We start from the raw sequence: 24,446 nt of genomic DNA on the forward strand, positions 1-24,446 counted from the left end.
GGCGCAGCGCCGTGCGGCCGATGTATTCCACCAGCCGCTTGGTCATCCGGCGGTCCGGGTCGAACGCCTCGTGCTGGTCGTAGCTGGTCCGGCCGCAGCCCCGACAGAGGAAGCGTTGCCGCGCCCACTCGATCAGCACCCGCTTGCCGTGGATGGGGGTGTCGCGGAGGCCCTGCGTCTTGGTGCCGTTGGCGACCATCGGCCCACCAGAGCAGTAGGGGCAGGCATCGAGCGCGCGGCGGCGGGCAACCCGGATCAGGTAATCGTGCGCGTCCTCTTTGGTCTCGATCACGTCCAGGCCAGGGAGGTTGAGGATATCGGACATGAGCAGCGCCGCGTCCAGGTTGTCGTTGACCGACAGCCTTCTACCAGCCCCACCCAGGAAGGGGGAGTCCGGCACGCACATCGGCCAGCGCCTCAGCGTTGCAGTGTGTCACGGCGGCTGAGCGCCTTAGCGAGCACGGCCCGGCGGGCAACGAGCCCGAGCGCCGCATCAGCGCGCTTCCCCAGCCAAGCGGCGGCCTGAAGCGGGTACAGCAGCGCCCAGAACAGGGCATTCCATCCAAGAGACTTCAGCATGCCCGTAGCTCCTATTCGTTGCGCTCGCGCTCGACCTTGGCGTCCAGCTCAGCGAGGTATCGGCGGGTGCTCGGCAAGACGTAGCTGGGATGATGGCGAGTGCAGTAGCCATCCTTCGTCGCCGGCCGCGTGCATCGGCGCGTGGACAGGATGCCGGTTGAAGTACGGTGCTCGCACTGCGACGGCGGCGGGGCCGGCAGGCTGAGGCCGTCGAACGCAGCAACGCCGTCAGCGGTGGCGTAATGGAGGCCGTTTGGCCGCTTCACGACCCATCCTCGACGGACGAGCCCGTTCAGCGTTGCCATATCGACAGGCTCCGGCGCACCGATGGGCGAGAAGTTCACTACCGAGATGCCGATGGGCTCGCCGCACTCAGCGAGCCCCAGGCGATACCTCGTCACCAGCTCGCCGAGAAGCCATCGCCCACCTGGGCTGATCGTGACTTTCCGTGCCATGGCCGAAGCCCCCTCATCAACCCGTTATTCCGATATTAGAATGCCATGACAAGCGCCGGCCATCAACCCGCTTTTCCGGAGAGCCCGGATTTCTTGGCGTCTCTGTGACGTACAAGGGAACAGCATGGATTGCCCAGGAAGCCGGGAAAGAGTTCGCATGGCTGGTGTTGGCTGTGGGCATCCTCGCAACCGTCTTAGTCATGGACCGCCTGTTTCGTTGGAGGCCGGCCCCCTCGAAAGTCGGCGCCCTACTCGCGACCATTCCGGTTCCCGTGTTCGCGCTGACTTTTTCGGCCGTCGCGGTCGCTTTCATGACCCTCATCTGACTTTCTGGAAATGGAGGGATTGGCGGCTCTCAAAAAGTAAGCTCGGCCGCTTACTTTTTTGTTGCCGTGGTAAGCGTGAGCGCTTACTATCATCCCATCAAGACGCGGCGGACGCCGCCACCAACCGGGAGAAGCGCCAATGGCCGCCAAGACCGTCCTCATCACCGGCAACACCTACCCGCACAAGGCAGCCCTGTACGCCATGGGCGGCAAGTGGAATGACGAGCGGCAGGGCTGGAAGGTCCCGGCCGACAAGGCGGAGGAGGCCTTCCAACTGGTCGATGGCGGCCCGGCCACCTTCCGTGCCGTGGCCTCCGGCCAGGACCTTGGCACGTTCGCGACCGAGCGCGAGGCCATCGACACGCTGATGGCGCCGGGCATCGCCGCATCGCCCAGCGGCACCACCTATGAGGTGGAGGAGAAGCGCATCGTCATCCGCTTCGCTGGCGAGCGCAAGACCGTGCAACTCAAGCTGGAGCGCGACGGTCGCAACCTCGGCATCGTCCGCGGCGGAGCCCTGATGGGCGTCGTTGAGCGTGTGGCCGCCCCGGTGGAGCGCGTCAAGGCCGCCAAGCTTACGGTGGTCGAGACGAAGCCCAAGGGCGCAGCCACGGACCGCCAGATCGGCATGCTGACGCGGATGTTGACGAAGCTGGATAGCGTCGAGCTTCTGGACTCCTTCCACGGGTCGGGGGCTGATTATGCCGAAAAAATTCGGCAAGAAATTGACGCCGCCGGCGGGATGGATGCCCTGACGAGCAAGCAGGCAAGCGACATCATCAGTCGCGTGAAGTTCCTAATCGACGACGAGATGTAAGGGAGGGACCGATGCTCTACGTGTTGCGCCGCAATGAGGTGGCCGCCGTCGCCACCGCTGATCGTCAGGCCATCGTTGCGCTGTTCGGCGCCGCCGCTGTCCGCGATGATGTGCCCCCCACCGAACTCCCGGTCGTCCAGGTCGCCCCCCGCGATGTCGAGGCATGGGTGGAGCAGGGCCACGCACTCACGCGGCGGCGGCAGCGTGACCGGGCGCGACAGATGGCCGACCGGGCAGCGCGCACGGCAAGAGCGGAGTCCTGGACGCGCGACATCCACGCCGCCCGCCGCGCCCTCGGCTGGGCGCACACGCTGGCGCCCTTCCTGCTCAAGCATCGCGACGCGGTGATCGCGCACATGACCGACGTCGCAACGCCGGGGACCAACGCACTGACCGCTCTTTCGATAATAATGTTGCACACTTGGGACGCCGCCTGCGTGGCCGCGCTGACGGCGGCTTCCGAGGCTTTACGGCGTCGTCGGCGCGTCCAAAGCATTGTCGCGGAGGAGGTTGCCCGCGTCGGTGTCGGGCATCGTCTGTTCACCTCCGCCGAGATCGCGGAGGTGCTGGCCTACAAACGCAAGCACAATTGCGTGTCGGTCACCAGGGGGCGCTATGGCTGGATCATCTGTGACGATGGCAGTCGTGAGAAATTCACGCCCCGCCGGGGTGGCGGCTATCACATACACAACAAGGTCGGGCAACCCATCACGTCGGCTTATTGGGCAGGCAAGCACGGAAGCATCGTGGTCGTCGATGAATGGGTCGTCAAAGATGGAGACTTGCGGCCGGCCTACAATCCACAGCAGCCGCCCCACGCTCCGGCCGTCACGCCGCGCCGCATCCTCAAGGATGCGGCCCTAGAACGCGCTGGGCGGCTCTAACTGGACGTGAATCTGTGCGCCCCGCTCCGGCGGGGCCTGCCTATCGGAGCCAAGATGAGCGCAGAGTTCGATTTCGGCGGCTGGTTCGCGCTATTGCCATTCGACCGCCCGACCGCAGCCCGGGAACTCGGGATGCACAAGTCGAATATCGATCGCATGTTGCTCGCGGCCGACCATCCGCGACATCTCCGGCCGACGGCGAAGACGGTCGAAAAGTGCCGCGCCATCGCGCGCCGGCAGATCGATCTGCTTCAGCCGTTCGCGTGAGTTCAGAAAAGGAGCCTTCCCCTTCCAGCCCCGCGCGCCATCCGGCGGCGGGGCTTGAGGCGGCAGAAAACCACCAACAGGAGCACGCTCGGCCATGGCCCGCGAACATATCTCCCCCCTAGACACTGTGTGGGACAACTGCCTGGACCTTCTGCCCTACGTCTTGATGCTGTTCGTGCTTCTCGCGTTGCTGTCGCCGCACTATCGTTGGGCGGTGTGGTACTCCATTCGCGCCGTTTGGACGGGCAAGTGGCTGACCGAAGGAGAAGTTTCCCGCATGCAGCGCACGCACCCCATCGGCATGCCCGGCAAAACCCGCTCTATCGAAGACTGACCGCCTCTATCGGAGGACGCCGACCCATGGTCCACACGCCGCTGTCCGATGCCCAGCGAGCCCAAGCCCTCGCCGCTCTCATGCGACCGCGAACCTACGTCGACCGGCTGTGCGACGAGATGGAGGGCAGCACCGCCCGTTTCGAGGAGGCTGAATCGCTGACCCGCACGGCCGTCGAATACTTCGCCTTGCCCGTGCGCTTCCTCGCCACGCCGATCACCGCGCTTTTCCGGCGCTGACCTGATTTTCTGGAAATGGAGAGCTTGAGCATGGCCGAATGGCAGAAAATCGACACGGCTCCGCGCGATAAGACTTCGGTGATCGTCGCCGTGCCCAGCCGCGACGGCGGGCACATCGTCGGGGAAGCCTATTTCGACCCGAAAGCCTATGACGGCTCGTGGTGGTGGGCCGGCACGTCGCTCGACGCCTACCACCACGACCCCATTGAGGAATGCAACTTCGGCCCGCCGACCCACTGGCAGCCCATGCCGGACCCGCCGGCCCGCGAAGCCGTCGTTATCTGAAGGTGGACGACTGACCACCGAACTGACCAGATTTCGCCCAGGACTAAGGTGCTGGGAAACCTAGTGATTTCGGTTTCGGCTGGTCAGTTTCCGCTCAGCCGGCCGAAAATCGTCCAGAATAGGAGCATCCGAATGAAAGAATGGAAAAAAGGCGACGAGGGGACGCTCGAGCTCCCCGGCAGCATCTACGACGGGGCGTCCGTCACCGTCGTCGCGATCACCGACGCGGCGGTGATCCTGGAGCACGAGGAAGGACACATTACCATCGACCGCTCCGCGCTCACCTGTCTCTGGCCGGTGGATACCGCCGCGCCGACCCGCATTCATTAAACGAGCCTTCCCCTTCCAGCTCCGCGCGTCCCAGGACGGCGGGGCTTGAGGCGGTAGAAGACCAGCAGCAGGAACAGCGCCCAATGATTTCCCCCCACGCCCTTGCCTTTGGCAGTGTCATCGCGGCATCCGCAACGCTGATCGGTTTTGTGCCGCACGTCGCACCGCGTCCAACCGGTCCCGTCGTCTGCGTCATGCCCGATCATCGCCAGACCATGGCCGAGGTTGAAGCCGAGGTTCCGGAGAGCCGCCGTGCTTACCTGCCCGTCTACCTTGTCAATCCGACACCGCCCGCCTGCCCCAGCAACGCTGTGCTGGCCTTCATCCCCCGGCGATAAACGAGCCTTGAGCATCGACGACGACACCGTTGTGCTCTGCATGCCGTGGAGCGCGCCGTCTCCGTTCCGCGACGATGTCCGCGCGTCGTGCATGTGCTGCGGCCGGGCGGTCCGGCATCGGCCGCACGTTCCGAAGGGCGCCAAGCCGATGTGCATGCCCTGCTACACGCTCCGCGCATCCCCGGACGACATGGTGTCGGTCACCGAGGAGACCCGCAACGAGGCGGCCGCCCACCTGAGCCGCAAGTTGCACTGACTGAGTGTCGCCATGCCCCAACCCCAGCGGTTCGTTAGCAATCAGAAGCAACTCCTGCGCACCGTGATCGCAACCGTCTTTGAGGAGGGACCGCCCACGGGCCTAGAATTCGTGGCGCGAGCGATCAAACGCCTCCCGCCGATGTGGTTCTGGCATTCCGCAAAAGCGACCCCGCTTTCGCGCTTAAAAAGAAAAGGGGCCGCTTTTCCATGAACGAGCTTAGCTACGCGCAGGCACTGGAGCGGGGAATCGAGCCGATCCAGTACCGTGGCGACCGCCTTGGAGATCTCGGTGTCGGCTGCCATGAAGGGCGTCTTGACGCGCTTGGGCCACGCGGCAGTTGGCGCTTCAGACGCTCTCCACGCTCAACACCGGGGCGAGGATCATGTTCATCGGCTTTCAGCGACACACACGCAAGGACCTGCCGGAGTATCTTGGGATGCGGCGGCTCCGCCCCGAAACCTGGGGTACGTTGGTGGTCCATGAAGGCCTTCGCGGGCGCCTTCAGCCAGCCGTTGTTCCCGCCGGCTTGCCGGCGAGCCAATCTCCCGAGGGACAGATACCGTGACCACTTTGGACTTGTTCGGCACACCCGCCCATCCCGCTCACGACCCAGGCGGCAAGGTGAAGACCGCCCTGCCGGCAGGCCTGCGCGGGGACGCCGAGTTTTCCGACTGCGGCCGCTACCGCCGGCTGCTGCGTCGCTGGATCGGCGACGAGTTCCCGGACCGGCACTGGCTGCTGATCGGCATGAACCCTAGCACGGCCGACGCCACCCACAACGACCCGACCGTCGCGCGCGAATGGTCCTTCACGGTGCGGGAAGGCTACATGGGCTTCACAAAATGCAACGTGGGCGACTACCGGGCCACGGTCCCGGCGGACCTCAGCAAACCGGGCGTGGTCGCGTGTTCCGCCGACAACCTGCCGACCATCCTCCGCGCCGCTGAAGCCGCCGATCGCGTCGTCGCCTGCTTCGGCCGGGTGCCGCGCCCCCTCGTGTCGGCCCCCGAGAAGACGGTGCGGGCGCTCCGTGAGCGCGGCATTGATCTCTGGTGCTTCGGCACGAACGCCGACGGTTCCCCCAAGCATCCGCTCTACCTGCGCGGCACCACCCCGCTGACCCCGTTCCGGTAGGCGCGGGCGCGGGAGCACAAGCTGTCCGCCGCGTTCTGGCCGGGAAGATGCCGCCGATGTACGGTGCTGGGACGAGCTTGGTTGCGATTGCCAAAAACCTATGTGTGGAGGGCCTGATTCGATGGATGTCTCGGCGGTGCTTCGAAACAATCGGCTGCTGAGTGCCCTCGACGACGCCCAGATGGCCGAGTTGGTGTCGCTCGGCTGGACGGTCCGGTTCGACGCCGGACAGACCGTCTTCACCAAGGGCGATCCGGGGGACTGCCTGTACGCCATCTTGAGCGGGCAGATCGCCATTTCCACGTCGTCGCCCGATGGCAAGACGATGCTGCTCAATCTTCTGAACCCTGGCGACGTGCTGGGAGAGATCGCGCTGCTCGACGGGAAGGAGCGCACCGCGGCGGCTACCGCGCAGCACCGGTCGGAGATGTTCCGCCTCGATCGCGCAACATTCATTTCTTTCCTGGAGCGGCACCCCAAGCTGTGCATCCAGATGATGGAGATGCTGTGCGAACGGCTGCGCTGGGTGTCGGAAAACATCGAGGACGCCGTGTTCCACGACGTGCCCCGCCGGTTGGCACGGCGCATCCTGTTCCTGGCGGACAACTACGGGCAGCGCACCCCCGCCGGCGTGCGCGTCGCACAACACGTCTCCCAGGACGCTCTGGCCGCCATGCTCGGCGTCAGCCGCGAGATGGTCAACCGAAGCTTACGAGCGTTGCGCAGCTCCGGGGCCATCGAATACGCCAAGGGGTTCATCGTTATCACCGGGCTCGACCAGCTGAAGGACATGGCGGGATGAGCCTACGGGGTCTTTCAGACGCGCCCTATCCGTCGTTTTTATCGCCCCCCGTGTGGCCGCTCAGGGCTCGCCGACTGCGCCGCACCGCCGCCGCGGCCACCGGCTTCAGACGAACGAAGCCGGCATCGGCAGGCGGTTTCCCGGCAATGCGCTCAAACTCCGCACTGTTGCGCTCAGCGCCCAGCGCCGCCGCGTCGACTTCCTGGAGAAAGCGTGTCGATGGAACCAGTGTGTAGATCTCGTCGTCCAGCCGGCGCCCGTCCATGACCTTCTCAACGTCCATGGATTCCAGAATGCCTTCCGCCTGAAGCGCGGTGATCGCGTCGCGGACGGCGCGCAGGGTGTCACGGGGGCGCGACCATTCGACCATGCCACTGTCGCGGACGATGTCTTTGGCCCGCATGATGGTCGGCTCGCCGGACGCGCGGACCTCGTATTCGAGCGTCAGCGCGTTGAACAGCCAGCGGGACACGGGATGCCGAAAGCGCATCATCCAGCCATAGGACATCATCCGGAACCGCATGGTGCGGATCGCGTCGCTGACCAGCACGTTGAACTGCAGATAGGTTTCCGCGTCTCCCCCGCTCTCCGGGCCGTCCTCCGCGCTCTGCGACCGCAGCACCATCGTGGGAAAGGCCGACGAGGCGAATTCCACTCGCCCGCCCTTGCCCTTTGCCCGGATCTCCACGATCGACTGCGACAGGATCGTCAGCGCCTCCTTGATTTCGCTCCGGCTCAGCGTGCGCTTGACCCGCTGGAGTTCCTTTTGCACCTCGTACAGTGAGAAGTGCATCAGCAGCCGGTTGCGGTCGTCAACGGACAGGCGGCCGCGCTCGGTCGCCAAGCGCCGAATTACCGCCTCAACGACCTGCTCACGCTCACAAGGGTAGACGCTCACCCACTCTTCGACATCGCCGCGATCCGTCTTGTGCCGGCGCTTGATGGTGGCGGGTTTCAGGGTCAGGCTAAACGGCCGGCCTCGGAACACGAATTCCCGCTCAATTGCCTTCTCCGACGGTCGACCACCGTCAGTACGCTCGGCAGCCGGAACACTGCCCGGATAGAACACAAAGCGCGGGGCCAGGTCGTAGAGGCCCACGGTGTTCGTGCGGGTTCGGGACGGATCCTTGGGTGTGGCGTCGCGGCTTTGGTCGAGCTCGAACAGCAGCAGCTGGACGGCGCTTTGCGCCGGGGTATCCTGAGTGTCTTCCGCTCTTGCGATGCCCAGCTCTGCCATCCGCCTCTCCTCCCCTTCTGCGGCCACGATAGGCACGGTCATGGAGCGGGAGCAACAAACAGCAGCGCGGTAGGCGGATCGGTCATGTAGGGTGAGGCCGCGCATGGAGAGGCTGAGGCCGCGCCTGTGTAGGATCAGGCCGCGCATAGGGAGGCTGAGGCCGCGGCTCACTTTTTTTCGCTGGGGAACAGCCATCTCCAGCGGGCGACTCGCGAAATGCCGTCGCCCCTTCCTGACGCGCAGAGCGTCTTCGATCACCGGCCGGCGCTCACCGATGTACCATTGCGCCAAAGCGCGGCCTCATCCTACAGGCGCCCAGCCAACCGGACCGCGGCCACTTCCTCCATCTTCCCCGCTCCATCCGAAGCGCGGCCTCTTCCTCCCTACCGGGCCGGGGGTTGGTTGCGCGCCAGCCGCCTTGAATGCGGCCTCATCCTCCACGTCGGCCGGCGATGGCAGCTCTGGCGTCCGGAATTTTGCCCAGCAGCAGTGTTCCGTGGGCGCGGCCTCTTCCTCCTGGGTTCGATTCGGCGGCAAAACGCGGCCTCTTCCTACACAGGCGCGGTCTCGCCCTTCACATCCGCGGCCTCTTCCTACACGAGCGCGGCCTCGTCCTCCCCAGGCGCGGCGTTGTCCTCCCTGTAGGATGACGCCGCGCTTTCCTGCCGGGTGCCCGCTTTTGGAATCCTCAGCGATGCCCGCTAACGGCTGAGGAAACCGCCATGCCCCCCACCACGACCGATGCCACCCGCCGCTGGGGCCGGGTCCCCGCCTGGTGGCTCGACCACCCCGAACTGGACGCCGACGGCTTCGCCGTGCTCGCCGCACTCGCCACCTTCGCCGACGAGACCGGCGTCTGCTGGCCGTCGCAATCGACCCTGGCCGCCAAGCTGAAACGGTCCCGCCCAACGATCAACCGCATCCTGCAGCGGCTGGACGACATCGGCCTGGTCGCCATCGAGCACCGCCGCGGCCGCGATGGCTCGCGCCTGTCCTGCCTGTACCGACTGCGCATGGAGCACGACGGGAACGCGCTCGCGGCAGCCGCGCCGCGCCATGTTCCGGCCGTTGACCGGGATGACTCGCTGGCGAACACCCCCTGTCCAGCACCGAGTCAGGAACACCTCCATTCCGAACAGATTCCGGACTCGCTCGCTTCGGGCGGGCGCGGGCCGCTGCGCGATGTGTCCGCGGATTGGACGCCTGGCGCCGACGATCTTACCTGGGCCCGGACCCGCTTCGGAACCATCGACCTCACCCGGCATGTCGAAGGCTTCGTCCTCCGCTGCACGGCCCACGGCTACCGCTACCGCGACATCTCCGCCGCGTGGCGGGCTTGGCTGATGCAGGACGCCGCGGCCGGCAAGGCGCCGTCACTGGAAACCGGGGCCAGTGGCCGCACCGTTGCGCCAGCCGCCAGCCGCCCCCGTGAAAGCGCCGCCGAACAACGAGTGGACGCCTGGATGGCCGTTGCCGCGCGGCTTCAGGGCACCCAACCCGCCACTCATTCCTGGTCGTGAGGAGACCGCCATGCCCGCCACCGTTCTGCCGTTGCCCGAGCGCTCCCCCCTGCCGTTCGACCCGACGATGGCGCCGGCTGACCGGTGCCGCCTCCTGGTCGGCGCCCTGCCCGAGCCGCTGCGCGAGGTCCTGGCCGCGGGCCATTTGGAACACCGCCCGCGCTTCGGCGACGGCGGCTTTGAGGGCCTGTCGGAAACCTGGCTGCCGCCGTCCGTGACCGCCCAGCAGGCGGCGATGGCGCTGCGCGCCCTGGCCGACCTGGAGAGCACGGTCCTGGCGCCGGCGGAACCGGGGCGCCTGTTGGGACGCATTCTGGCGTTGCTGTCGCACTACCCGGCCAAGGGGCTCACACCCGACGTCGAGCAGCTCGTCGCGCTGGACTGGGTCGAGGACCTCGGCGAGTTCCCGGCCTGGGCCATCGACGCGGCGGCGCGCAGCTGGCGGCGAACGAAGAAATGGCGGCCGAGCATCGCCGAGATGCGGGCGTTGTGCGAGGAGGCCTGCGCGAAGGAGCGCACCCTGGCCCGGCGGCTCCGGTCGATCGCTGGCGGTCCACAGCGGACGGGTCGCGATGCGCCACAGCCGCTGGTGCAGGTGCTCGCCGAATGGAGCCGAACGCAGGAACATTAGGCCGCCGGCGTGCCACCGATGCGCACTGTACCGGCGGTGCGCCGTGGGGCGTTAATTGGCTGAACCAAGGAGGCCGCTTGACCCGGAGAAAGGCAGCAGCCGCGCTCGTGTGGTGCCTGGCCATGGCATGGCCGGCGGCATCCAGTGCCGCCGCGCTCTCCGACGGTGTCGTCGCTTGCTATCAGAATGGCGTGCTCATCGCCTTCTTCCCGCGCGTGTCCGAGCTGACACGGGACGTGACCCCCGCTGGCCGGCGCCTCTACGGCCTGTATCAGCGCCACGGCTTCAGCCCGGCCCAGCCCTTCGAGGTCCTGCTCGGCCAGGGATCGACGTGCATGGTGCAGTCGGGTGACCAGCCAGCGTTCTTTGGGCTCAGCCAACCGGGAGGCGCCGCGCGAGACGGGCTTTTCGCTCAGCCACGATGACGGGGGCCGCCGAGCCATCAACCCGCAACCTGCGGACGGCCACCATCCAGAGAGGCCCGGCGAGTTGCGGCGATCACCGCATCGTTCGTATGCGTCGCTTTGCCCGTCAAAGGCGGTCAGTACATGCTGGTGATTGCGGCTGGTGGACTGTGCGTCGGTCTGTCGGCGCTGCCTCGGGAAGAGGCTGCACGCCGTGATGCTGCCCACCGGCCTCAGCGCGCGCCGGTATTCGTGCCCTGCGCTCCGTACTGGACCGTTTCGATCCGGCTAAGACTGTTTAGCTTTTTCTCCGCCCAGAACCAACTATCTGGTCGCAGCGTTGTTATTTGGCGTCCATTAATTAAACGTACTTTTGGCGTACGGTTTCTCTCTACTCACCTTGGTGCCGGCCCTACAATCACCACCAGAACAATCGCCCATGCCCCGGAGATTTCTCATGGCCGAGACCATCGTCCGTACCGCCTACCGCACCGAGCTTCGCTTGCTTCTGCGCGCGTCAACACTCACGCCCGGCCGGTATCAGCCGTCCGCCGTCGTGCGCACCGGCATGCACGCCGCCGTGCTGGTCGGAGGCCGACCGGCGATCCTTTGCGGACCGCACGACGACACGGCGTCCGTCGCCCAGGCGCAGGCCCTCGCCACCAGTTCCCTCGCCGTCGCCGCGCTGCGGACCGCCGGCTACTTCGGTCCGGTGACGGCGGGCTCCGTGCCGGGCAGCGCGGTCACGTGGCAGGACACCATGACCGCCATCGTGAGCAAGCCCGCCGGCCACGCCGAGGACGGCACTGGGAATGGCCCGGTGGTCGCCATCGTGCTGGACGATCCGGCCATGGCGCTCGCGGCGATGCTGTCGGTGACGACCGAGACGGCGCGCGCCCTTGATCCTGGCGCCCCGGACCTCGACGACGGAACCACGCTGGGCCTGCTCGCCCGCGCTGCGGCCTGACCCGGAGACGATGATGAGCAGCCACGACACCCTCCTGGTGCTGGACATCGAGACGATGGCCGATCCGCAGATCCTGCCGGCCGACTGGCCGGCGGCGAAGTTCCCTCCGCCCCACTGCCACCAGATCGTGGCGGTCAGCTTCGTGGAGGCGGTGATCGAGCGCTCGTACGATGTCGAGCGTTACCGGATCACGGCCTGCCGCTCCGGCGGCGAGTTGGACTACGACGAGGAACGCATCCTTCGCGGCTTCTGGAAGCGGTTCGTGAAGACCCGGCCGCGCGTGGTCACGTGGAACGGGCGCGGCTTCGACCTGCCGGTCATGCGCTTGCGGTCCATGGTGTACGGAATCACGGCCGCCGCGTGGTTCCAAAGCGGCGACCGCTGGAACAACTACGCCGCGCGGTACCAGCCGGACTGGAATTGCGATCTGATGGAGCAGCTCGCCGACTACGGTGCCGGCCAGCGGATCGGGTTGCAAGACATTTCCTCGCTGCTGGGCCTGCCCGGCAAGGCCGGGTTCGGGCACGGTTCGGAAGTGGCGGACATGATGGCCCGCGGCGAACTGGAAAAGGTCCGGGCCTACTGCGAGAGCGATGTCCTGAATACCTTCCTGGCCTACCTGCGCTGGGCGCTGCTGACCGGCCGCACGGACCCCGCCGGCCACAACGCCAGCGTCGATGCCCTGGCCGACTATCTGGCGGCCGAACGCGAGGCCCGGCCGCACCTCGGCGAGTTCCTTGACCGGTGGCGGGCCTCCCCGCGTCCGTACGCGATGCGCGTTCCGGATCCTCGCGCAACAGCGACCGAGCAGCAACCGGCGGACCCGCTGCAGGACCACCCGCCGGCCACCGACGCGCTTGTTGCCGGCTAGGCCTGTTACCCCCTGACGTTCACTTTTCCTCGGCCGAGTTGATCCCCTCGCTGTCGCGTTGCGCGCTTGGCGCGGCGGGATCAGCCGCCCGCGCCGTGGCGGACGGAAAACGGTCTTCGGTGCCATTTTTCACCCATTTTTGGGCCAAAAGCGTGCCCTCGCAAGAACGCTTTCCTCTTGTTTTAGCTCACCATTTTCAGCGCACATGATACTAAATGTGCCGCTCACTGCCGTCACCGAGCGCAAAAATCTACTCGTCTTTTGCCTGACAAACCGCCCGGCCCGGTGCCGTTCGCCAAGTTGGCCACGGCAGATGGCCAAGGCGCGCGGGAGTGCGGGGGGGCGGCGGCGCCAGCGGCGCTCCATGGCCGTTTTCCAAGGCGTTGGCGGTGATCCCACAAAGACCAGCCGACGCGACGGCAGCAGCGCTCGGCCCGGATTTCACGCCCAAACAGAAGCTTTACTGTACGCTTGCTGGCGCAGCCATACGGGCATACAGTCGACTTTTGCAAACGTACAAGCGGACGTTTTCGATCAGATGGAGGTTTTGATGGCGGTTTACGGGTATGTCCGCGTCAGCACCGAGACGCAGGCGACGGAGGGGGAGGGCCTCGACGTCCAGCGCCGCCAGATCGAAGGCTGGTGCCACATGCGCGGGCTGCCGCTTGATCAGGTGGTCACCGAGGCCGGGGTCAGCGGCAGCATCCATCTCCGCGACCGCCCCAAGGGGGGGCTGCTGCTCGACGTGCTGCGCCCAGGGGACACGCTGATCGCGCCGAAGCTCGACCGCCTGTTCCGCTCCGCGCTTGACGCCCTGCAGATGGTCGAGTGGTTCAAGGAGCGCCAAGTCTCGCTCGTGCTCATTGATCTTGGCGGTGACGTGGCGACCAGCGGTCTTTCCAAGCTCTTCCTGACCATCGCCGCCGCGTTCGCCGAAGCCGAGCGGGACCGCATCCGCGAGCGCATCGCGCAGGCCAAGCGCGACCAGAAGTCCCGGGGCCGCTATCTTGGCGGCAAGGTGCCCTTCGGCTTCGAGGTCAACTACGACGGCAAGCTGAAGCCTAAAGCCGACGAGCAGGCGATCATCGACCGCATTCTTGAACTTCGCGACGCTGGCGCCTCGCTCCGCACTATCCGCGCCGCGCTCATCGAGGAGAAACAGCGGGCGCTGTCCATCGACGCGATCGGGCGCATCGTCCGGGAAGCGCGGGCGGCCCGCCCAGCCGGACCTCAACTGGACGGCGTGGTCCAATGAAAGGCCGCCGCTCCGTCAGATTCAGCAGAAGAATTCGCGACGACCCGACTACACCGCGCGCCGCTCGACCGAACACAAAGAGAGCCGCCCCATGGAGCGGCTCTCTTCGGAGGAGTGGCTTTGGATCGATGAAATGCACTGGAGGACTTCACGCTTCACCATACCTCTCCTGCCTGCGTACGTACCTGGCGCAATGGGGAGAGAGGCTGGCGCATCGGCAATCCCGCAAAAGCAATGCGGGTCTCGGCCGCCGAACTGTTGGGGCGTTTGCTGGGGGCGGCCGGCCAGCCCACACGTGCCGCAGCCCCGGCCAAAATCAGGGCCGCCGGTCGCTGATTACGCTGCCTCTGGTGCGGTGGCCGAGTTCGATCGAGCCCTGAGCGGCGGGCACAGCAACGCAAACGACGCCGCTATGGACGGCGCGGCATGATCCTCGCACCGGCCTCGATCGCTTTTGCCAGCCACGGCTCGATGGCTGCTACCGGGCGCATGCGGAGCCACCGCCGGCGGTCGGGGTCCCATTTGCAGTCGCCATCCAGCTTCATGGCCTCACGAACCTCCAATGCCGGCGCCGCTGGGAAGACCAGCTCCAGGCCATGTTCAGTTTGCTGGATATGGATGCCCGTCCCGGACTCGGTGGTGTAGCTGAGCCCTTCGGCGATGGCCCGCTGTATGGCTTCAGCGCGCGCCTGGCGGGCAACGTCTTCGGCCTCACGCTCAGCGCGGCGGTCCGCGAGCAGATCGGCCAGCCAGTCGGGCGGCTCCTCCAGCGTCCGGTAGCCCATGCCGCCGCGAGGGCCGGGCGCCTCCTCCAACAGCCCGTGTTCGGCCAAGCTGTTCAACGCGGCCAGCCGTTCGGCTTTGGCCTGACGCCGCTCCCGGCGGGGCAGATCGCTCTGATCGGCCGCCCAGGTGGCGACTGTAAACCGTTCACCGCTGGGAAAGCGGGCGTAGAGGTCGGCCGCGGTGTCGCGCAACACGGAGGCCCACTCCGTTGACCGCGCCAACCGCGCCGCCATGTAGGGGTTGAACGGCCAATCCGACCGCCCGACCAGGCCGCAGGTGGAACAGGCCCAACGTTCCGGATGAGCCAACGGCACCTCGGGGATGCAAAAATGGCTCCGGCAGAACGCGTCGGAGCCCGGCTTCGGCACGGCGACATCCAGCAGCTGGCGGATGGCGTCGACGGGGAACGGTGCGATTGTGGTGAGGGCGAGTGCGAGGTCGGCCGGGATCCGAACATGAACCGGCGCGGTCCCCTCCTCGACCGCGCGTTCCTGGGAGCGGCGCTGCGCCAGCCGGTTCTTGAGCGTCCGCCAAGCATCGGCCGTGAGCAGGGCCGCAACCCGTTCCGCCGCAAAGGTCTCATCGAAGTCGTCCGCTACAGCGGCTTCGAGGGCGCACAGAGAAGCGTCGCCGGCAAGCGCGGCCACGTCCTTGGTCATCAGAATGCGCCGGGCCTCACCAAGAACCTCGGCCGCCTCGTCGCGCCGGACGATCCGCCGTCGCGCCATGGAACGCCTCTTGGAATCGCTGATTCCTCAGCAAAATGAGCATGCGGAGCCGCGTAGGCAACGACCGGACTTCCGTCGCGACCACAAAGGTCATCCGCTCTTTGCACACCCGCGCTTGAGCCGATCCGCGCCGCGCCGCATGATAGCCCCGGCGCGCCCCCCACCGACCCGAAAGCCCTTCCTTTGACCTCCATTCCTGTCCAGGCTGTACCCGAAGTTCCCGCCTTCGGGACGATGAGCAACGCCGCGCTCGACCTCCGCATGGTGGACCTGATCGTCACGCTGGCCCTGGAGCAGCGCCTCGTCTGCACGCGGGCCACGCCCGCTGACCAGACCGTCGCGGTCGTGACCGGGGCGACCCGCGTTCCGGGCGGCGTCGCCCTGCTGACCAGCCCGGCCACGGACGCGGCAACGCCGCCCGGTCCCGACCCACGCGACGGCCTTCTCTCGTCCGCTCTGATCGGCATCGGCGAGCTGATCGCCCGTGGGCGTCTGCGGAGCATCACCTTCGGCCCGGCCAGCGTCGACACCACCGTGTCCTATGTGCACCCGCACGCCGAGGGGAGCCGACTGCACCTGACGGTGTACGCGGCTGACGCGGCTCTCAGCCCTGCCCCGGCCCCCTGACCGCCCCGGCGGAAAGCCGCCTAGGGCAATTCCCGTCGCCTTTGGATTTTTGTCGCGCGCCGTGATTGGTGTTCAGTGAAGACGCAGGTGACGCTTGGTCGTCCGTTTTGGGAATTGTTGTCTGGCGAAGGCCTGCGGAGCATCCAATAATTAAACAGCGTTATTTAGCTTCTCTTGCTTTGACGGCGCGTTTCCGGTGCGCAAACATTGGCTCAACACACGCCACTGCTTCGCCATGCAAGGAGACAACGCGCATGATCCGCAACATTCCCCTCAACAAGCTGGTCCCGAGCACCGACAACGTGCGCAAGACGAACCAGAACGCCGAGGTCGAGGCCCTCGCCGCCGACATCGCCGCGCGCGGCCTGCTCCAGCCGCTGGTCGTGGTGCCGACCGCCGATGACGGCTTTGAGGTGATCGCCGGGGAGCGCCGCCGCCGCGCCCTGCTGCGCAACGCCGAGGCCCGGATCATCCGGGATGACTTCCCGGTGCCCTGCAACGTGCGCAAGGACGCGGACAAGGTGGAGGACTCCCTTGCGGAAAACCTCCAGCGGGTGGCGATGAACCCCGTGGACGCCTACGAAGCCTTCGCCGTGCTGGTGGAAGGTGGCAAGACGCCCGCCGAAATCGCCCAGCGCTTCGGCACCACCGTCCGCAACGTGGAGCAGATGCTGCGCTTGGGGCGGCTGTCGCCGATGCTGCGGCAGAAGCTGCGCGAGGGCGCGATCACGCTGGATGTCGCCAAGGCGTTTGCCGTCAATCCCGACACCCAGCGCCAGGAGGAGGTGTACACGGCCCTGTCGCGCGGCCACTACGGCATCTACCCGGACACCGTGCGCCGCGAATTGACCGAGACGCACATCCCGCCGACCAGCCCGATTGCCCGTTTCATCGGCGCGGACTACCGCGCCGCCGGGCACCCGACGCTCACCGACCTGTTCGCGGGCGAGGACGCCACCTACCTCACCGACGCCGCCAAGGCCCGTGAACTCGCCCAGGCGAAGCTCGACGCCGAAGCGCAGCGCCTGATGGACCAGGACGGTTGGGCGTGGGCGACCGGCATCCTTGATTTCGAATGGTCGGTCACGCGCGGCCTGCGCCAGACGCAGCCCGATGGCGAGGCGACGCTATCGCCCGACGAGCAGAGCCAGCTCGACGACCTGTACGAGCGCCGCTCCAAGCTGATCGCCCGGTACCGGGACGGCACCGAGGACGATAGCGCGGTCGATCCGTTCGCCGCCGCGGACGACGAGGCCGGTGAGGCTGTGATGGAGGACGACGCCGCGTTCGGCGCGGACGAGGACAGCGATGACGACTTCGATATGGAGGCCGTGTGCGACCTGATGTCGGACGAGGATCGCGCCGCCCTGGAGCGTCTGAACGACGCCATCGCCGACCTGGAGGACAAGGCGCAGGAGGCCGTCTACACTCCCGAGCAGAAGGCGGTGGCTGGCGTGTTCGTGACCATCGACCGCCAGGGCCAGATCGCGACCCACGCGGGCTTCGTGCGGCCCGAGGATGCCGCCGCACCCGCCGCAACCACCGTCCCCGGCACCGGCCTTCTGACCGATCCGGCGAGCCGCGCCAAGCGCGGCCCCTACAGCAAGGCGCTCGCTGACGACTTGGCGGCGCAGCGCAGCGCCGCGTTCCAGGCCACGCTCGCCGACGCGCCGGATCACGCCCTCACGCTCACTCTGGTGCGTCTGTGGACCGCCCTGCACAGCATGGGCTACGGCCAGAGCATCACCAGTATCAGCGCCAGTGTCGCCGTCCTCAAGTCCAGCGCCGCCGACATCGCCAAGGGGCAGGCCGCGCAGTACCTCCAGGCCCGCCGCCTGTCCTTCCGCAAGCGGCTCGGCCTCGACAACGGCGGCGGTTCCCAGGTGGAACTGTACGACGCGATCCACGCGCTGCCGGTGGACGAGAAGCTCCGCTTGCTGGCCTACCTCACCGCCATGACCGTGTCCGTGCCGCTGGCCGAACACGGCGAGCGGCCCAGCGCGCTCGCCGAGCATGTCGGCGTCCAGATCGGTTGCGACCCGGCCAAGTGGTGGCGTCCGACCGCCGACGAGGTCTTCGGGCGCGTCAGCAAGGCCACGCTGGTGGACACCCTGCCACTGCCCCCGAAGGGGCTGGCGAGCGTCGCCGCCGCCAAGAAGGCCGACGCCGCCGCCATGCTGAACACCCTGTTCGCGGCTCCGGAGGCGATCCCCGCTGACGCGCTGGGCGGCGCTCCCGGCCAGACCGTGGACGCCGAGACGGCGCAGCGCATCGCCCGCTGGCTGCCTCCCGGCATGGCCTTCGGCGCGCAGCCCGATCCGACCCCGGCGGATAACGCCGTCGAAGCGGAGGCCGAGGCCAGCGCCGTCGCCACCACCGCCGACGCCGCCTGATCGTCACCGCCGCCATCAGCCGCCCGCGCTCAACCCGGAGCGCGGGCGGTAGGCCGTAGACACCCCCGGCGCGCTGCGGCAGTCCACGCCGGACCCGAACCACACCCTGGCCGGATCACCCGCGTGCGATGGTGCGCCGGTCGGCGGATCAGGATTGGACCGGAACCGCGAGATCGCTGCGGAACTCGGCGATTTGGCTAAGCAGGGTCTTGAGCGACAGACGGCGGGCCAGCGATTCCGCCGTTTCCAGGGATGCTGCGGCTTCCTGATGCTCCCCGCCAGCACTGTGAGCCTTCGCCAGCATGAGGCTTGCCCAAGCGATGTCGGACAGCTGGCCCGCGACGGTGGCGTCCTTGACCGCTGCCAGTGCTTGCATCACGGCATCGCTCGCTTGCCCGCTGCAGGGAGGCACTTTTCGGCCTTGCCGTGGCGCGGCAAACCGTCGCATGGGGTGGCTTTTCCGCCGTACCTGGAGCCCGTCAGGGTGTTGCCGCCGGCGCCGATGGCGGGACGTAACGTTCGATCCGGCGCAGCCGGGACCCGACATAGCCAAGCACCCACTCGGGCGCGCACGCCGGGTTTACCGTCCAGCCGATGCCGCCCTTCGGACCGGGGGCAGCCGACACGAAGCTGCGTTGGGCGAACGCGGCCATGATGTCGTCCAGGCGCCGCGACGTTTCCCGCGTCAGCGGGAGCGGGCGCTTGTGCTTCACTGAATAGGCACGGTGGAGGTCGGCCTTGGACAGCCGCGCACCCACGGCGAAGGCCTCGCACAGCCAGCGGCGGAGCGCATTTTCGGCGGCGGGAGGCGGGATGTACGCCATGGGCGGCGGCTCCTCATTCAGCGGCGTTCGGGGCTGGTGCCGGCAGAGGGCCCTTGGCGACCGACACCAGCAGCTGGCGATGCCGTGGCCAGGGTGTGTGGTCGTAAATCCGACCGTAGACCGCGCGGCCAGCCGCCTTCTTACCCACGCGCACGCCTGCGACGATGTCGCCCTTCTGCTTGTAAAAGATCCGTTGCGGACCGTGCCGGGCCACAAGCTCGTCCACCCAGGCGTCCGACAGCTCCCAGCTTGGATCGGCCGTGCCGCTGGCTCCGCCGACGATGATGCAGGCGGCACCGTCCAGGTTGGTGGTGGCGAGCGAACTGGCGAGCGGTTCCGCCGATACCCAGGCGCGCCCCGTGTGCCCCCAGAACTCGGCGTGTCGCCCCCAGCGAAACCCATGGAGGGCATGATCGACTGTGACCCCAGCCCAGACGTTCGGCGGCGGGGTGGTCCGCCACGATGCGGGTAGCAGCTTGGTGGCGAGGTGGGGGCGGTGCGTCAGGGGCAGCCACGTCAGGTGGCTGCATTCCTCGAACACCGTCAGCAGCTCCGTGCGCCACGAGGGATCGACCTCCGGGTCCAGCCAGTCCCCGAGGGAGTTCGGGAACACGGAGAACGGCAGGCCCGTTCGGGCGGCCAGATCGTTGAGCCGCCGCATGCGGGTCGTGAACGACGCAAAACGGCGCCGCGGCGCGCCCGGTCCCCAGTTCATGCCGAGTCTTTGCTCCCCGTATCCGGCCGCATAACAAATTTCGCAGCCACTGCGCGCCCCGGTCACGGCGGCGATCCGTGTGCAGCCCGCCCAATGGTTGCCCGAAAAATCGGTCCACTCGATGCCGGTCATTTGGGAGGCAACGGAACGCGGGATCAGGGTTGGGGTTCGCGACACGACGGCCTCGCTGTCTCGTTAAGCAATTCGCTTCGGCGGGTTGCGGCGCACCTGTTCCGAGAACGCCGCGGCAGCCGCGTCCGCATTCGCCTGCTGTTCGGGTGTCCACACCGCCTGCGTGTTCTCCACTTCGGTCCACCGGCTCATGTCGAGCACGTCGGCCAGGGGCTCGCCAACGATGGCGACACGCTGTCCACCGACTGTCAGGATCACGCCGGCAAGCGGCCCGCGGCCTTCTTTCGTTTCCGTCATGCTGGCCTCCTTCCCACGGGTGTCAGCCAAAGCAGCACCCGCCGGTGACCGGTTCGGCTGCCGCGGTCGGCGGTGCGGTAACCGCGCGTTTGCGGGGCCGCTCGTACAGCGCCCGCCAGGTCGCTGCGCACTCGGCCTCGAACTGCGCAGCCTGCTCAGCCGTGATAACGTCGATCCAGCCGTCGTTGATGATTGTGATCCAGCCGTCGAGCAGCCGTACCGGCCATAGGTACGCCTCACACCCGCCATCGGTGAGGTTTCGGTTGGCAAACTGCTTCACTACGACGGTTGTGATCCAGCGGCCGTCGCGGACCGCGTGCTCCACCCGGGACACGGTGTAGGAGCACTTTCCACCATTCTTGGTGATGTGCGTGCCCGGCTGGAGGATGTTCGCCACGGCCTTCTGCGACGGCGGTGGGCCGCTTGCCTGGCGATCGGTGCCCGTCATGATTTCCTCGGGAAGGAAGTTGGCGAACCTTCGTTCGCGTCCTCGCGATGGGAGAGAGTCGCGCAAAAAGCGTGACCGGTCAACGGCGACTTGCGCAAAAAGCGCGTATACGGGTAGATTGACTCCATGACGGACACGCGCCCCACCCTCACCCCCGCGCTTTGCCGCGCGGCCCGCGGCCTGCTCGACCTGACACAGAGTCAGCTCGCCGCTCTGGCGCGCAGAGGGCTGCGGACCGTGCAGGTGTTCGAGAAGGGGGACACCGTTTCCTGGGAAAGCGTCGTGGCTATCAGCGCCGCCCTCGCCGCTCAGAGAATTGAACTGGTGGTCGAAAAAGACGGAACAGTCGGCGTTCTGTTGCGGCCGGCTCCTACCAAACACCGTAGGCGTTCGGTTTCGAAACCTGATTGATTTTCAGGTGCTCTGATCTTACCAACCGTTTGCCAACTCCCTAACCTAGCGAGTATCAGCGTGTGGTCAACTCTGCACGCAGCTTGTCACGTTGACGCTGCATCTCGCCGAGGTCGCCACCTTCCAGGGCATCACGGCAGCGTCGGCAGAAGTCGGTGCTCGCTTCCAGCGCGCGGCGCTGTGCAGACAGCGCCCCGGCGATATTTTCCAAGGTCTCGCTGGCGGCATCCACCGATCGGCCGAGCGCTGCATAGCCGTCCCGAGACGCGCGCACCCTAGCCGCGAGGGCATACAGATCCTCTCCAGCTTGCTTCAGCGTGACCGTGATACGGTACGCCTGCATATTGATTACCATAGCCAAAGCGCCCTCCCCGCATTTGGCTACACCTCGCAAGTTATATGCCGTGCCCACTGGCCCTGTTTGGTGCGCTCGGCCCGTCATGCATTCGCATTCTGCGAAGCATTTCCGCCTGAAGCCGAGAAATCTTTTGAACGCGCACGCTCGCTCGTCCGTCTCCGCGCCCATCTCCGCCCCGCGACACGCCGTCCAGTAGGCGCGCGGACAGCCCCATTGCAAAATCCCGTTCGAAATAGCGTTTCGGAACAGACGGGATTGCGCAATGGGCCTGAAGATCGGCTACGCCTATGGGGCCAAGTCCGGCCCGTCTCTGGACGAGCAGCGCGTGGCGCTGACGGCGGCCGGCGTCCACCCGGATCGGGTCTACGCCGATGACTTCGTTCCGGCCCGCAAGCCCCGCCAGTGGCTCCCCGAGTTCATCCGCGCCCTCCGGCCGGGAGACATCGCCGTGTTTCCCGCACTCGACGTGCTGGGGACGAACAGGGCAGAGGCGGTCAAGGTGCTGCGCCAGCTCGCCGTCCGGGGCGTGGGGATCGAGGTGATCGACGGCGGCGTGTCGGCGGCGCCGGAGCAGGCCGGGCCGGTGTTCGCGCTGGTAGAGGCCTTCGCGGCGGCAGAGGCGCGATGGAACCGCGCGCAGTGGGAACCGGGGCTGAAGGCCGCGCGTCAGCGGGCAGTGGGTGGAGGGCGCAAACCCAAGCTGCACGGCACCAAGAGGACGGCGACCAGGGCGCTCTACTTCGACCTCGATCGCTCGATTGAGGAGGTTGAGGAGTTCTCCGGGTGCTCCCGCACTACGCTGTGGCGGGACAACGGCCCGCGCACCCGGCAACCTGGGGAATCGCTTGCCGACTTCCGCGCCCGCCAGCAGGGCAAGCTGGCATGGAAGCCTAAGCGCCGTCGCCCGGCTTCAGCCTGATCCCCGCCGGCCCAGGCAGCGCCGACTTCCCTTCGTCGATGAACTCCACCCCTGCCGCCTCGAAGGCGTCGCGGAGCCGCTTCAGCGTGTCGTAGGCGGGCCGCTTGGCCTGCCCGCTTTCCTGTTTCTTGACCGTGATTTCGGCCACGCCAGAGGCGGCCGCAAGGTCCGCCTGCGTCCACTGGAGGGCGGCCCGAGCCGCACGTATCTGCCATGCCGTCAACACGGCCGGAGTATCGACGGCGAGCGGTGTGGGGGCAAGCATCGTATACGCCACGTATCCATTTTCCCTTGACGGCTGCAATCGTATCCTTTACGTATATGATTGTAAACGCCACAGATGGAGACGACCATGGCCGCCCAGCCCATCAAGCTCACGCAGTTCGGTCCTTACGAGGTCTGGGCGCTGGGCGGCGGCCGGTTTGCTGTGCGCCACGCCGGCGGCGTCATGGATATCGAGTTCCCGCAGCTCGATCTGGCGACAGGCTACGCCATGGACCTCGCCGGCCCGACCGGCAAGGAGTCGCTGGCCTACTTCCGGGGAGCCGCCTGACCACCCCACAAACGAGGGATCACCGATGCAGTACCCGAACGAGTTGACGCCGGCCCTCATGGACGCCTTGGGCATGATGAACTTCCAGACCGGCCCCATAGCTCACATCTACCGCGCCGCCGGCCACGACATCCCGCGCAAGTGCGAGGCCGAACAGGCGTTTGTGCTCCACCGCTGCGTGCTGCTGGCGCTGGAGCACGGCGAGGACTGGCGCAGTCACGCCCAGGCCGAGCTTGACCGGATGAAGGAGCAGATTGCCGCGTCGGCCCAGACCACCACCGCCCCGGCAGGGGCTTAGCAACGAGGGAGTGCCGGCCGGATGAGCAAGCCATTCCATGAGCTTTCCGACGACGAATATTCCGCCCTTGAGGCGTCCGGAGCCAACTGGCTCGACGTTGAGAAGGCCCATCCGCAGCCGGAATGGTGTGACTATCCCGGCGCGCTGCTCGGGATGTCAGGATGCTGGGCTCTGGTCTACCGCAAGGTCAAGTCGCAGGCCGATTGCGGCAACTGCGAATGCATCAAATCCTGACCACCCCACAAACTAGAGGATACGAGTCCATGAGCAGATGCAGCCGACGCCGATCCGTCATCAAGCGCGCCACCACTGCCCGGCTGCGTCGGCTGGAGGCACGGCTTCGCTTTTGTCACGTCCACCGGCTGAATGAAGGTGAAGGCTCGCGAACGCCGTCAACTTGGTACACCGAAGGCCACGTCCGGCCAATCGACCTCGTGAGGTCCATCGACATGGACGACCTCGAAGAGCTTCTGGTTGAAGAGGCGTTCGCCGATGATGGCGAGCTGAAAAACGAGACCGAAGCCATGACCTCGCTCGCGAAGCGCGTGAAACATCTGCACGCGAGCAAGGACGGTGATGGTTACTTTTCCTTCCTCGCCAACCCGCACGAAGGCTCTTTCCCGGCAACCGTGATCGACGTCTACAGCTGAACAGAAACGAGGGAACGATGACTGACGTCATCAGCAAGGCATACCTTCGGGGCGACAGCGCCGCCGCTGCTCTCATCCGTGTTGGCCAGCGGCACGCGGCACACGGTGACCGTGCTTTCCAGGCGGCGGACGCGCGCACCCCGAACGGCCGCGCCGAGCGCGACGCGATGGAACGCGGATGGCTCGATTACGCCTATGGCGGCTACATGCGCGTGACCGACGCCGGCCGCGCAGCCCTGGCCAAGGCCACCACCGCGTCCACTGGCGCATAGACGAGGGATACGGCCATGGCCGAATATGCCGACATGACCTGGGCGCGACCGCGCCTGCATCAAGCGCCTGGAGGCTGGCGCGGGTAAGAGGGAGGGGGAGG

General features: G+C 66.9%; 38 protein-coding genes. 26 read left to right on the forward strand and 12 right to left on the reverse strand.

Annotation, left to right across the window (positions count from 1 at the left end; genetic code table 11):
• The 3 genes from ACSVC7_RS29745 to ACSVC7_RS29755 form a co-directional block, all read right to left on the reverse strand.
• Positions 1 to 406 (reverse strand): transposase family protein (locus ACSVC7_RS29745; protein ID WP_483508999.1); only part of this gene is annotated, 406 nt, incomplete at its 3' end.
• Between the two features lie 11 nt (positions 407 to 417).
• Entirely contained in the window at positions 418 to 579 is a 162-nt protein-coding gene (locus tag ACSVC7_RS29750) for a hypothetical protein (protein ID WP_448208133.1), read from the reverse strand.
• Between the two features lie 11 nt (positions 580 to 590).
• Positions 591 to 1,034 carry a hypothetical protein gene (locus ACSVC7_RS29755; protein ID WP_448208134.1) on the reverse strand — a complete coding sequence of 148 codons (444 nt, stop codon included), beginning with the start codon at positions 1,032 to 1,034 and terminating at the stop codon, positions 591 to 593.
• 465 nt (positions 1,035 to 1,499) lie between these two features.
• On the opposite strand from ACSVC7_RS29755, the gene ACSVC7_RS29760 reads away from it, so the two are divergent.
• The 11 genes from ACSVC7_RS29760 (at position 1,500) to ACSVC7_RS29810 (ending at position 7,049) form a co-directional block, all read left to right on the forward strand.
• The gene (locus ACSVC7_RS29760) at positions 1,500 to 2,177 is read left to right on the forward strand and encodes a PDZ domain-containing protein (RefSeq protein ID WP_448208135.1); all 678 of its coding nucleotides are present in this window, start codon (positions 1,500 to 1,502) and stop codon (positions 2,175 to 2,177) included.
• Between the two features lie 11 nt (positions 2,178 to 2,188).
• Positions 2,189 to 3,061, forward strand: a complete 873-nt coding sequence (locus tag ACSVC7_RS29765; protein WP_448208136.1) for a hypothetical protein — start codon at positions 2,189 to 2,191, stop codon at positions 3,059 to 3,061.
• 54 nt (positions 3,062 to 3,115) lie between these two features.
• Complete coding sequence (locus ACSVC7_RS29770) at positions 3,116 to 3,328, forward strand: hypothetical protein (protein WP_448208137.1); 213 nt, start codon at positions 3,116 to 3,118, stop codon at positions 3,326 to 3,328.
• Positions 3,329 to 3,422: 94 nt separating this feature from the next.
• Positions 3,423 to 3,662 carry a hypothetical protein gene (locus ACSVC7_RS29775; RefSeq protein WP_448208138.1) on the forward strand — a complete coding sequence of 80 codons (240 nt, stop codon included), beginning with the start codon at positions 3,423 to 3,425 and terminating at the stop codon, positions 3,660 to 3,662.
• A 26-nt stretch (positions 3,663 to 3,688) separates the two neighbouring features.
• Positions 3,689 to 3,901 (forward strand): hypothetical protein, encoded by a 213-nt coding sequence (locus tag ACSVC7_RS29780; protein ID WP_448208139.1) that lies wholly within the window; start codon positions 3,689 to 3,691, stop codon positions 3,899 to 3,901.
• Positions 3,902 to 3,931: 30 nt separating this feature from the next.
• Positions 3,932 to 4,186, forward strand: coding sequence for a DUF551 domain-containing protein (locus tag ACSVC7_RS29785; RefSeq protein ID WP_448208140.1), 255 nt, complete (start codon positions 3,932 to 3,934; stop codon positions 4,184 to 4,186).
• A gap of 132 nt (positions 4,187 to 4,318) precedes the next feature.
• Positions 4,319 to 4,516 (forward strand): hypothetical protein, encoded by a 198-nt coding sequence (locus ACSVC7_RS29790; protein ID WP_448208141.1) that lies wholly within the window; start codon positions 4,319 to 4,321, stop codon positions 4,514 to 4,516.
• Positions 4,517 to 4,599: 83 nt separating this feature from the next.
• The gene (locus ACSVC7_RS29795) at positions 4,600 to 4,854 is read left to right on the forward strand and encodes a hypothetical protein (protein ID WP_448208142.1); all 255 of its coding nucleotides are present in this window, start codon (positions 4,600 to 4,602) and stop codon (positions 4,852 to 4,854) included.
• A 7-nt stretch (positions 4,855 to 4,861) separates the two neighbouring features.
• Entirely contained in the window at positions 4,862 to 5,110 is a 249-nt protein-coding gene (locus ACSVC7_RS29800; protein ID WP_448208143.1) for a hypothetical protein, read from the forward strand.
• Between the two features lie 564 nt (positions 5,111 to 5,674).
• Positions 5,675 to 6,247, forward strand: coding sequence for a DUF1643 domain-containing protein (locus ACSVC7_RS29805; RefSeq protein WP_448208144.1), 573 nt, complete (start codon positions 5,675 to 5,677; stop codon positions 6,245 to 6,247).
• A gap of 136 nt (positions 6,248 to 6,383) precedes the next feature.
• Positions 6,384 to 7,049: a Crp/Fnr family transcriptional regulator gene (locus ACSVC7_RS29810; RefSeq protein WP_448208145.1), complete on the forward strand. Its 666-nt coding sequence runs from the start codon at positions 6,384 to 6,386 to the stop codon at positions 7,047 to 7,049.
• A 25-nt stretch (positions 7,050 to 7,074) separates the two neighbouring features.
• Here the strand turns inward: ACSVC7_RS29810 and ACSVC7_RS29815 are convergent, their stop codons facing one another.
• Entirely contained in the window at positions 7,075 to 8,286 is a 1,212-nt protein-coding gene (locus tag ACSVC7_RS29815; RefSeq protein ID WP_448208146.1) for a plasmid replication protein, read from the reverse strand.
• Between the two features lie 722 nt (positions 8,287 to 9,008).
• Between ACSVC7_RS29815 and ACSVC7_RS29820 the strand changes: the two genes are divergently transcribed.
• The 6 genes from ACSVC7_RS29820 to ACSVC7_RS29845 all read left to right on the forward strand — a co-directional run bounded on the left by ACSVC7_RS29820 (position 9,009) and on the right by ACSVC7_RS29845 (position 13,934).
• Positions 9,009 to 9,806: a helix-turn-helix domain-containing protein gene (locus tag ACSVC7_RS29820; RefSeq protein ID WP_448208147.1), complete on the forward strand. Its 798-nt coding sequence runs from the start codon at positions 9,009 to 9,011 to the stop codon at positions 9,804 to 9,806.
• A 10-nt stretch (positions 9,807 to 9,816) separates the two neighbouring features.
• Positions 9,817 to 10,437, forward strand: a complete 621-nt coding sequence (locus ACSVC7_RS29825; protein ID WP_448208148.1) for a hypothetical protein — start codon at positions 9,817 to 9,819, stop codon at positions 10,435 to 10,437.
• 77 nt (positions 10,438 to 10,514) lie between these two features.
• A complete protein-coding gene (locus tag ACSVC7_RS29830) occupies positions 10,515 to 10,862 on the forward strand; it encodes a hypothetical protein (RefSeq protein WP_448208149.1) in 348 nt (115 codons plus the stop codon).
• 436 nt (positions 10,863 to 11,298) lie between these two features.
• Positions 11,299 to 11,808, forward strand: a complete 510-nt coding sequence (locus ACSVC7_RS29835; RefSeq protein WP_448208150.1) for a hypothetical protein — start codon at positions 11,299 to 11,301, stop codon at positions 11,806 to 11,808.
• 13 nt (positions 11,809 to 11,821) lie between these two features.
• Positions 11,822 to 12,679 (forward strand): 3'-5' exonuclease, encoded by an 858-nt coding sequence (locus tag ACSVC7_RS29840; RefSeq protein WP_448208151.1) that lies wholly within the window; start codon positions 11,822 to 11,824, stop codon positions 12,677 to 12,679.
• 550 nt (positions 12,680 to 13,229) lie between these two features.
• A complete protein-coding gene (locus ACSVC7_RS29845; protein WP_448208152.1) occupies positions 13,230 to 13,934 on the forward strand; it encodes a recombinase family protein in 705 nt (234 codons plus the stop codon).
• Between the two features lie 410 nt (positions 13,935 to 14,344).
• Here the strand turns inward: ACSVC7_RS29845 and ACSVC7_RS29850 are convergent, their stop codons facing one another.
• Positions 14,345 to 15,448, reverse strand: coding sequence for a hypothetical protein (locus ACSVC7_RS29850; RefSeq protein ID WP_448208153.1), 1,104 nt, complete (start codon positions 15,446 to 15,448; stop codon positions 14,345 to 14,347).
• A gap of 183 nt (positions 15,449 to 15,631) precedes the next feature.
• Here ACSVC7_RS29850 and ACSVC7_RS29855 point away from each other — a divergent pair, with 183 nt between their 5' ends.
• Complete coding sequence (locus tag ACSVC7_RS29855) at positions 15,632 to 16,075, forward strand: hypothetical protein (RefSeq protein WP_448208154.1); 444 nt, start codon at positions 15,632 to 15,634, stop codon at positions 16,073 to 16,075.
• Positions 16,076 to 16,329: 254 nt separating this feature from the next.
• The gene (locus tag ACSVC7_RS29860; RefSeq protein WP_448208155.1) at positions 16,330 to 18,468 is read left to right on the forward strand and encodes a ParB/RepB/Spo0J family partition protein; all 2,139 of its coding nucleotides are present in this window, start codon (positions 16,330 to 16,332) and stop codon (positions 18,466 to 18,468) included.
• 148 nt (positions 18,469 to 18,616) lie between these two features.
• On the opposite strand, the gene ACSVC7_RS29865 is transcribed toward ACSVC7_RS29860, so the two are convergent.
• From ACSVC7_RS29865 to ACSVC7_RS29885, 5 genes are all read right to left on the reverse strand, one after another.
• Complete coding sequence (locus tag ACSVC7_RS29865) at positions 18,617 to 18,844, reverse strand: hypothetical protein (RefSeq protein ID WP_448208156.1); 228 nt, start codon at positions 18,842 to 18,844, stop codon at positions 18,617 to 18,619.
• Between the two features lie 103 nt (positions 18,845 to 18,947).
• Entirely contained in the window at positions 18,948 to 19,292 is a 345-nt protein-coding gene (locus tag ACSVC7_RS29870; RefSeq protein ID WP_448208157.1) for a hypothetical protein, read from the reverse strand.
• A 13-nt stretch (positions 19,293 to 19,305) separates the two neighbouring features.
• On the reverse strand, positions 19,306 to 20,139 hold the full coding sequence (locus tag ACSVC7_RS29875; RefSeq protein WP_448208158.1) for a DUF5131 family protein: 834 nt from the start codon (positions 20,137 to 20,139) through the stop codon (positions 19,306 to 19,308).
• A 63-nt stretch (positions 20,140 to 20,202) separates the two neighbouring features.
• Positions 20,203 to 20,436 carry a hypothetical protein gene (locus tag ACSVC7_RS29880; RefSeq protein WP_448208159.1) on the reverse strand — a complete coding sequence of 78 codons (234 nt, stop codon included), beginning with the start codon at positions 20,434 to 20,436 and terminating at the stop codon, positions 20,203 to 20,205.
• A 22-nt stretch (positions 20,437 to 20,458) separates the two neighbouring features.
• Entirely contained in the window at positions 20,459 to 20,884 is a 426-nt protein-coding gene (locus tag ACSVC7_RS29885) for a hypothetical protein (protein ID WP_448208160.1), read from the reverse strand.
• Between the two features lie 126 nt (positions 20,885 to 21,010).
• Here ACSVC7_RS29885 and ACSVC7_RS29890 point away from each other — a divergent pair, with 126 nt between their 5' ends.
• Positions 21,011 to 21,295 carry a helix-turn-helix domain-containing protein gene (locus ACSVC7_RS29890; RefSeq protein WP_448208161.1) on the forward strand — a complete coding sequence of 95 codons (285 nt, stop codon included), beginning with the start codon at positions 21,011 to 21,013 and terminating at the stop codon, positions 21,293 to 21,295.
• 55 nt (positions 21,296 to 21,350) lie between these two features.
• On the opposite strand, the gene ACSVC7_RS29895 is transcribed toward ACSVC7_RS29890, so the two are convergent.
• Positions 21,351 to 21,656 (reverse strand): hypothetical protein, encoded by a 306-nt coding sequence (locus ACSVC7_RS29895; protein WP_448208162.1) that lies wholly within the window; start codon positions 21,654 to 21,656, stop codon positions 21,351 to 21,353.
• A gap of 259 nt (positions 21,657 to 21,915) precedes the next feature.
• On the opposite strand from ACSVC7_RS29895, the gene ACSVC7_RS29900 reads away from it, so the two are divergent.
• Complete coding sequence (locus ACSVC7_RS29900) at positions 21,916 to 22,572, forward strand: recombinase family protein (RefSeq protein WP_448208163.1); 657 nt, start codon at positions 21,916 to 21,918, stop codon at positions 22,570 to 22,572.
• Here ACSVC7_RS29900 and ACSVC7_RS29905 read toward each other — a convergent pair.
• Positions 22,544 to 22,849 carry a helix-turn-helix domain-containing protein gene (locus tag ACSVC7_RS29905; protein WP_448208164.1) on the reverse strand — a complete coding sequence of 102 codons (306 nt, stop codon included), beginning with the start codon at positions 22,847 to 22,849 and terminating at the stop codon, positions 22,544 to 22,546. The two genes, ACSVC7_RS29900 and ACSVC7_RS29905, sit on opposite strands and share 29 nt — an antisense overlap.
• 75 nt (positions 22,850 to 22,924) lie before the next feature.
• Between ACSVC7_RS29905 and ACSVC7_RS29910 the strand changes: the two genes are divergently transcribed.
• The 5 genes from ACSVC7_RS29910 to ACSVC7_RS29930 are packed head-to-tail and all read left to right on the forward strand — an operon-like array spanning position 22,925 to position 24,345.
• On the forward strand, positions 22,925 to 23,125 hold the full coding sequence (locus ACSVC7_RS29910; RefSeq protein WP_448208165.1) for a hypothetical protein: 201 nt from the start codon (positions 22,925 to 22,927) through the stop codon (positions 23,123 to 23,125).
• Positions 23,126 to 23,150: 25 nt separating this feature from the next.
• Entirely contained in the window at positions 23,151 to 23,423 is a 273-nt protein-coding gene (locus tag ACSVC7_RS29915; protein ID WP_448208166.1) for a hypothetical protein, read from the forward strand.
• Positions 23,424 to 23,444: 21 nt separating this feature from the next.
• The gene (locus ACSVC7_RS29920; protein WP_448208167.1) at positions 23,445 to 23,657 is read left to right on the forward strand and encodes a hypothetical protein; all 213 of its coding nucleotides are present in this window, start codon (positions 23,445 to 23,447) and stop codon (positions 23,655 to 23,657) included.
• Positions 23,658 to 23,686: 29 nt separating this feature from the next.
• Positions 23,687 to 24,073: a hypothetical protein gene (locus ACSVC7_RS29925; RefSeq protein WP_448208168.1), complete on the forward strand. Its 387-nt coding sequence runs from the start codon at positions 23,687 to 23,689 to the stop codon at positions 24,071 to 24,073.
• A gap of 17 nt (positions 24,074 to 24,090) precedes the next feature.
• The gene (locus ACSVC7_RS29930) at positions 24,091 to 24,345 is read left to right on the forward strand and encodes a hypothetical protein (protein ID WP_448208169.1); all 255 of its coding nucleotides are present in this window, start codon (positions 24,091 to 24,093) and stop codon (positions 24,343 to 24,345) included.
• The last annotated feature ends 101 nt before the right edge of the window (positions 24,346 to 24,446 follow it).

It is taken from the genome of Azospirillum mesophilum (assembly GCF_053470405.2).

Bases quoted from the DNA above. Each gene is read 5' to 3' on its own strand.
- ACSVC7_RS29880 (WP_448208159.1), bottom strand. From the start codon at position 20,436: ATGACGGAAACGAAAGAAGGCCGCGGGCCGCTTGCCGGCGTGATCCTG.
- ACSVC7_RS29825 (WP_448208148.1), top strand. From the start codon at position 9,817: ATGCCCGCCACCGTTCTGCCGTTGCCCGAGCGCTCCCCCCTGCCGTTC.
- ACSVC7_RS29885 (WP_448208160.1), bottom strand. From the start codon at position 20,884: ATGACGGGCACCGATCGCCAGGCAAGCGGCCCACCGCCGTCGCAGAAG.
- ACSVC7_RS29860 (WP_448208155.1), top strand. From the start codon at position 16,330: ATGATCCGCAACATTCCCCTCAACAAGCTGGTCCCGAGCACCGACAAC.
- ACSVC7_RS29770 (WP_448208137.1), top strand. From the start codon at position 3,116: ATGAGCGCAGAGTTCGATTTCGGCGGCTGGTTCGCGCTATTGCCATTC.
- ACSVC7_RS29890 (WP_448208161.1), top strand. From the start codon at position 21,011: ATGACGGACACGCGCCCCACCCTCACCCCCGCGCTTTGCCGCGCGGCC.
- ACSVC7_RS29915 (WP_448208166.1), top strand. From the start codon at position 23,151: ATGCAGTACCCGAACGAGTTGACGCCGGCCCTCATGGACGCCTTGGGC.
- ACSVC7_RS29775 (WP_448208138.1), top strand. From the start codon at position 3,423: ATGGCCCGCGAACATATCTCCCCCCTAGACACTGTGTGGGACAACTGC.
- ACSVC7_RS29840 (WP_448208151.1), top strand. From the start codon at position 11,822: ATGAGCAGCCACGACACCCTCCTGGTGCTGGACATCGAGACGATGGCC.
- ACSVC7_RS29750 (WP_448208133.1), bottom strand. From the start codon at position 579: ATGCTGAAGTCTCTTGGATGGAATGCCCTGTTCTGGGCGCTGCTGTAC.
- ACSVC7_RS29755 (WP_448208134.1), bottom strand. From the start codon at position 1,034: ATGGCACGGAAAGTCACGATCAGCCCAGGTGGGCGATGGCTTCTCGGC.
- ACSVC7_RS29780 (WP_448208139.1), top strand. From the start codon at position 3,689: ATGGTCCACACGCCGCTGTCCGATGCCCAGCGAGCCCAAGCCCTCGCC.
- ACSVC7_RS29795 (WP_448208142.1), top strand. From the start codon at position 4,600: ATGATTTCCCCCCACGCCCTTGCCTTTGGCAGTGTCATCGCGGCATCC.
- ACSVC7_RS29870 (WP_448208157.1), bottom strand. From the start codon at position 19,292: ATGGCGTACATCCCGCCTCCCGCCGCCGAAAATGCGCTCCGCCGCTGG.
- ACSVC7_RS29815 (WP_448208146.1), bottom strand. From the start codon at position 8,286: ATGGCAGAGCTGGGCATCGCAAGAGCGGAAGACACTCAGGATACCCCG.
- ACSVC7_RS29790 (WP_448208141.1), top strand. From the start codon at position 4,319: ATGAAAGAATGGAAAAAAGGCGACGAGGGGACGCTCGAGCTCCCCGGC.
- ACSVC7_RS29910 (WP_448208165.1), top strand. From the start codon at position 22,925: ATGGCCGCCCAGCCCATCAAGCTCACGCAGTTCGGTCCTTACGAGGTC.
- ACSVC7_RS29920 (WP_448208167.1), top strand. From the start codon at position 23,445: ATGAGCAAGCCATTCCATGAGCTTTCCGACGACGAATATTCCGCCCTT.
- ACSVC7_RS29765 (WP_448208136.1), top strand. From the start codon at position 2,189: ATGCTCTACGTGTTGCGCCGCAATGAGGTGGCCGCCGTCGCCACCGCT.
- ACSVC7_RS29760 (WP_448208135.1), top strand. From the start codon at position 1,500: ATGGCCGCCAAGACCGTCCTCATCACCGGCAACACCTACCCGCACAAG.
- ACSVC7_RS29845 (WP_448208152.1), top strand. From the start codon at position 13,230: ATGGCGGTTTACGGGTATGTCCGCGTCAGCACCGAGACGCAGGCGACG.
- ACSVC7_RS29875 (WP_448208158.1), bottom strand. From the start codon at position 20,139: ATGACCGGCATCGAGTGGACCGATTTTTCGGGCAACCATTGGGCGGGC.
- ACSVC7_RS29900 (WP_448208163.1), top strand. From the start codon at position 21,916: ATGGGCCTGAAGATCGGCTACGCCTATGGGGCCAAGTCCGGCCCGTCT.
- ACSVC7_RS29865 (WP_448208156.1), bottom strand. From the start codon at position 18,844: ATGCAAGCACTGGCAGCGGTCAAGGACGCCACCGTCGCGGGCCAGCTG.
- ACSVC7_RS29785 (WP_448208140.1), top strand. From the start codon at position 3,932: ATGGCCGAATGGCAGAAAATCGACACGGCTCCGCGCGATAAGACTTCG.
- ACSVC7_RS29835 (WP_448208150.1), top strand. From the start codon at position 11,299: ATGGCCGAGACCATCGTCCGTACCGCCTACCGCACCGAGCTTCGCTTG.
- ACSVC7_RS29850 (WP_448208153.1), bottom strand. From the start codon at position 15,448: ATGGCGCGACGGCGGATCGTCCGGCGCGACGAGGCGGCCGAGGTTCTT.
- ACSVC7_RS29930 (WP_448208169.1), top strand. From the start codon at position 24,091: ATGACTGACGTCATCAGCAAGGCATACCTTCGGGGCGACAGCGCCGCC.
- ACSVC7_RS29925 (WP_448208168.1), top strand. From the start codon at position 23,687: ATGAGCAGATGCAGCCGACGCCGATCCGTCATCAAGCGCGCCACCACT.
- ACSVC7_RS29820 (WP_448208147.1), top strand. From the start codon at position 9,009: ATGCCCCCCACCACGACCGATGCCACCCGCCGCTGGGGCCGGGTCCCC.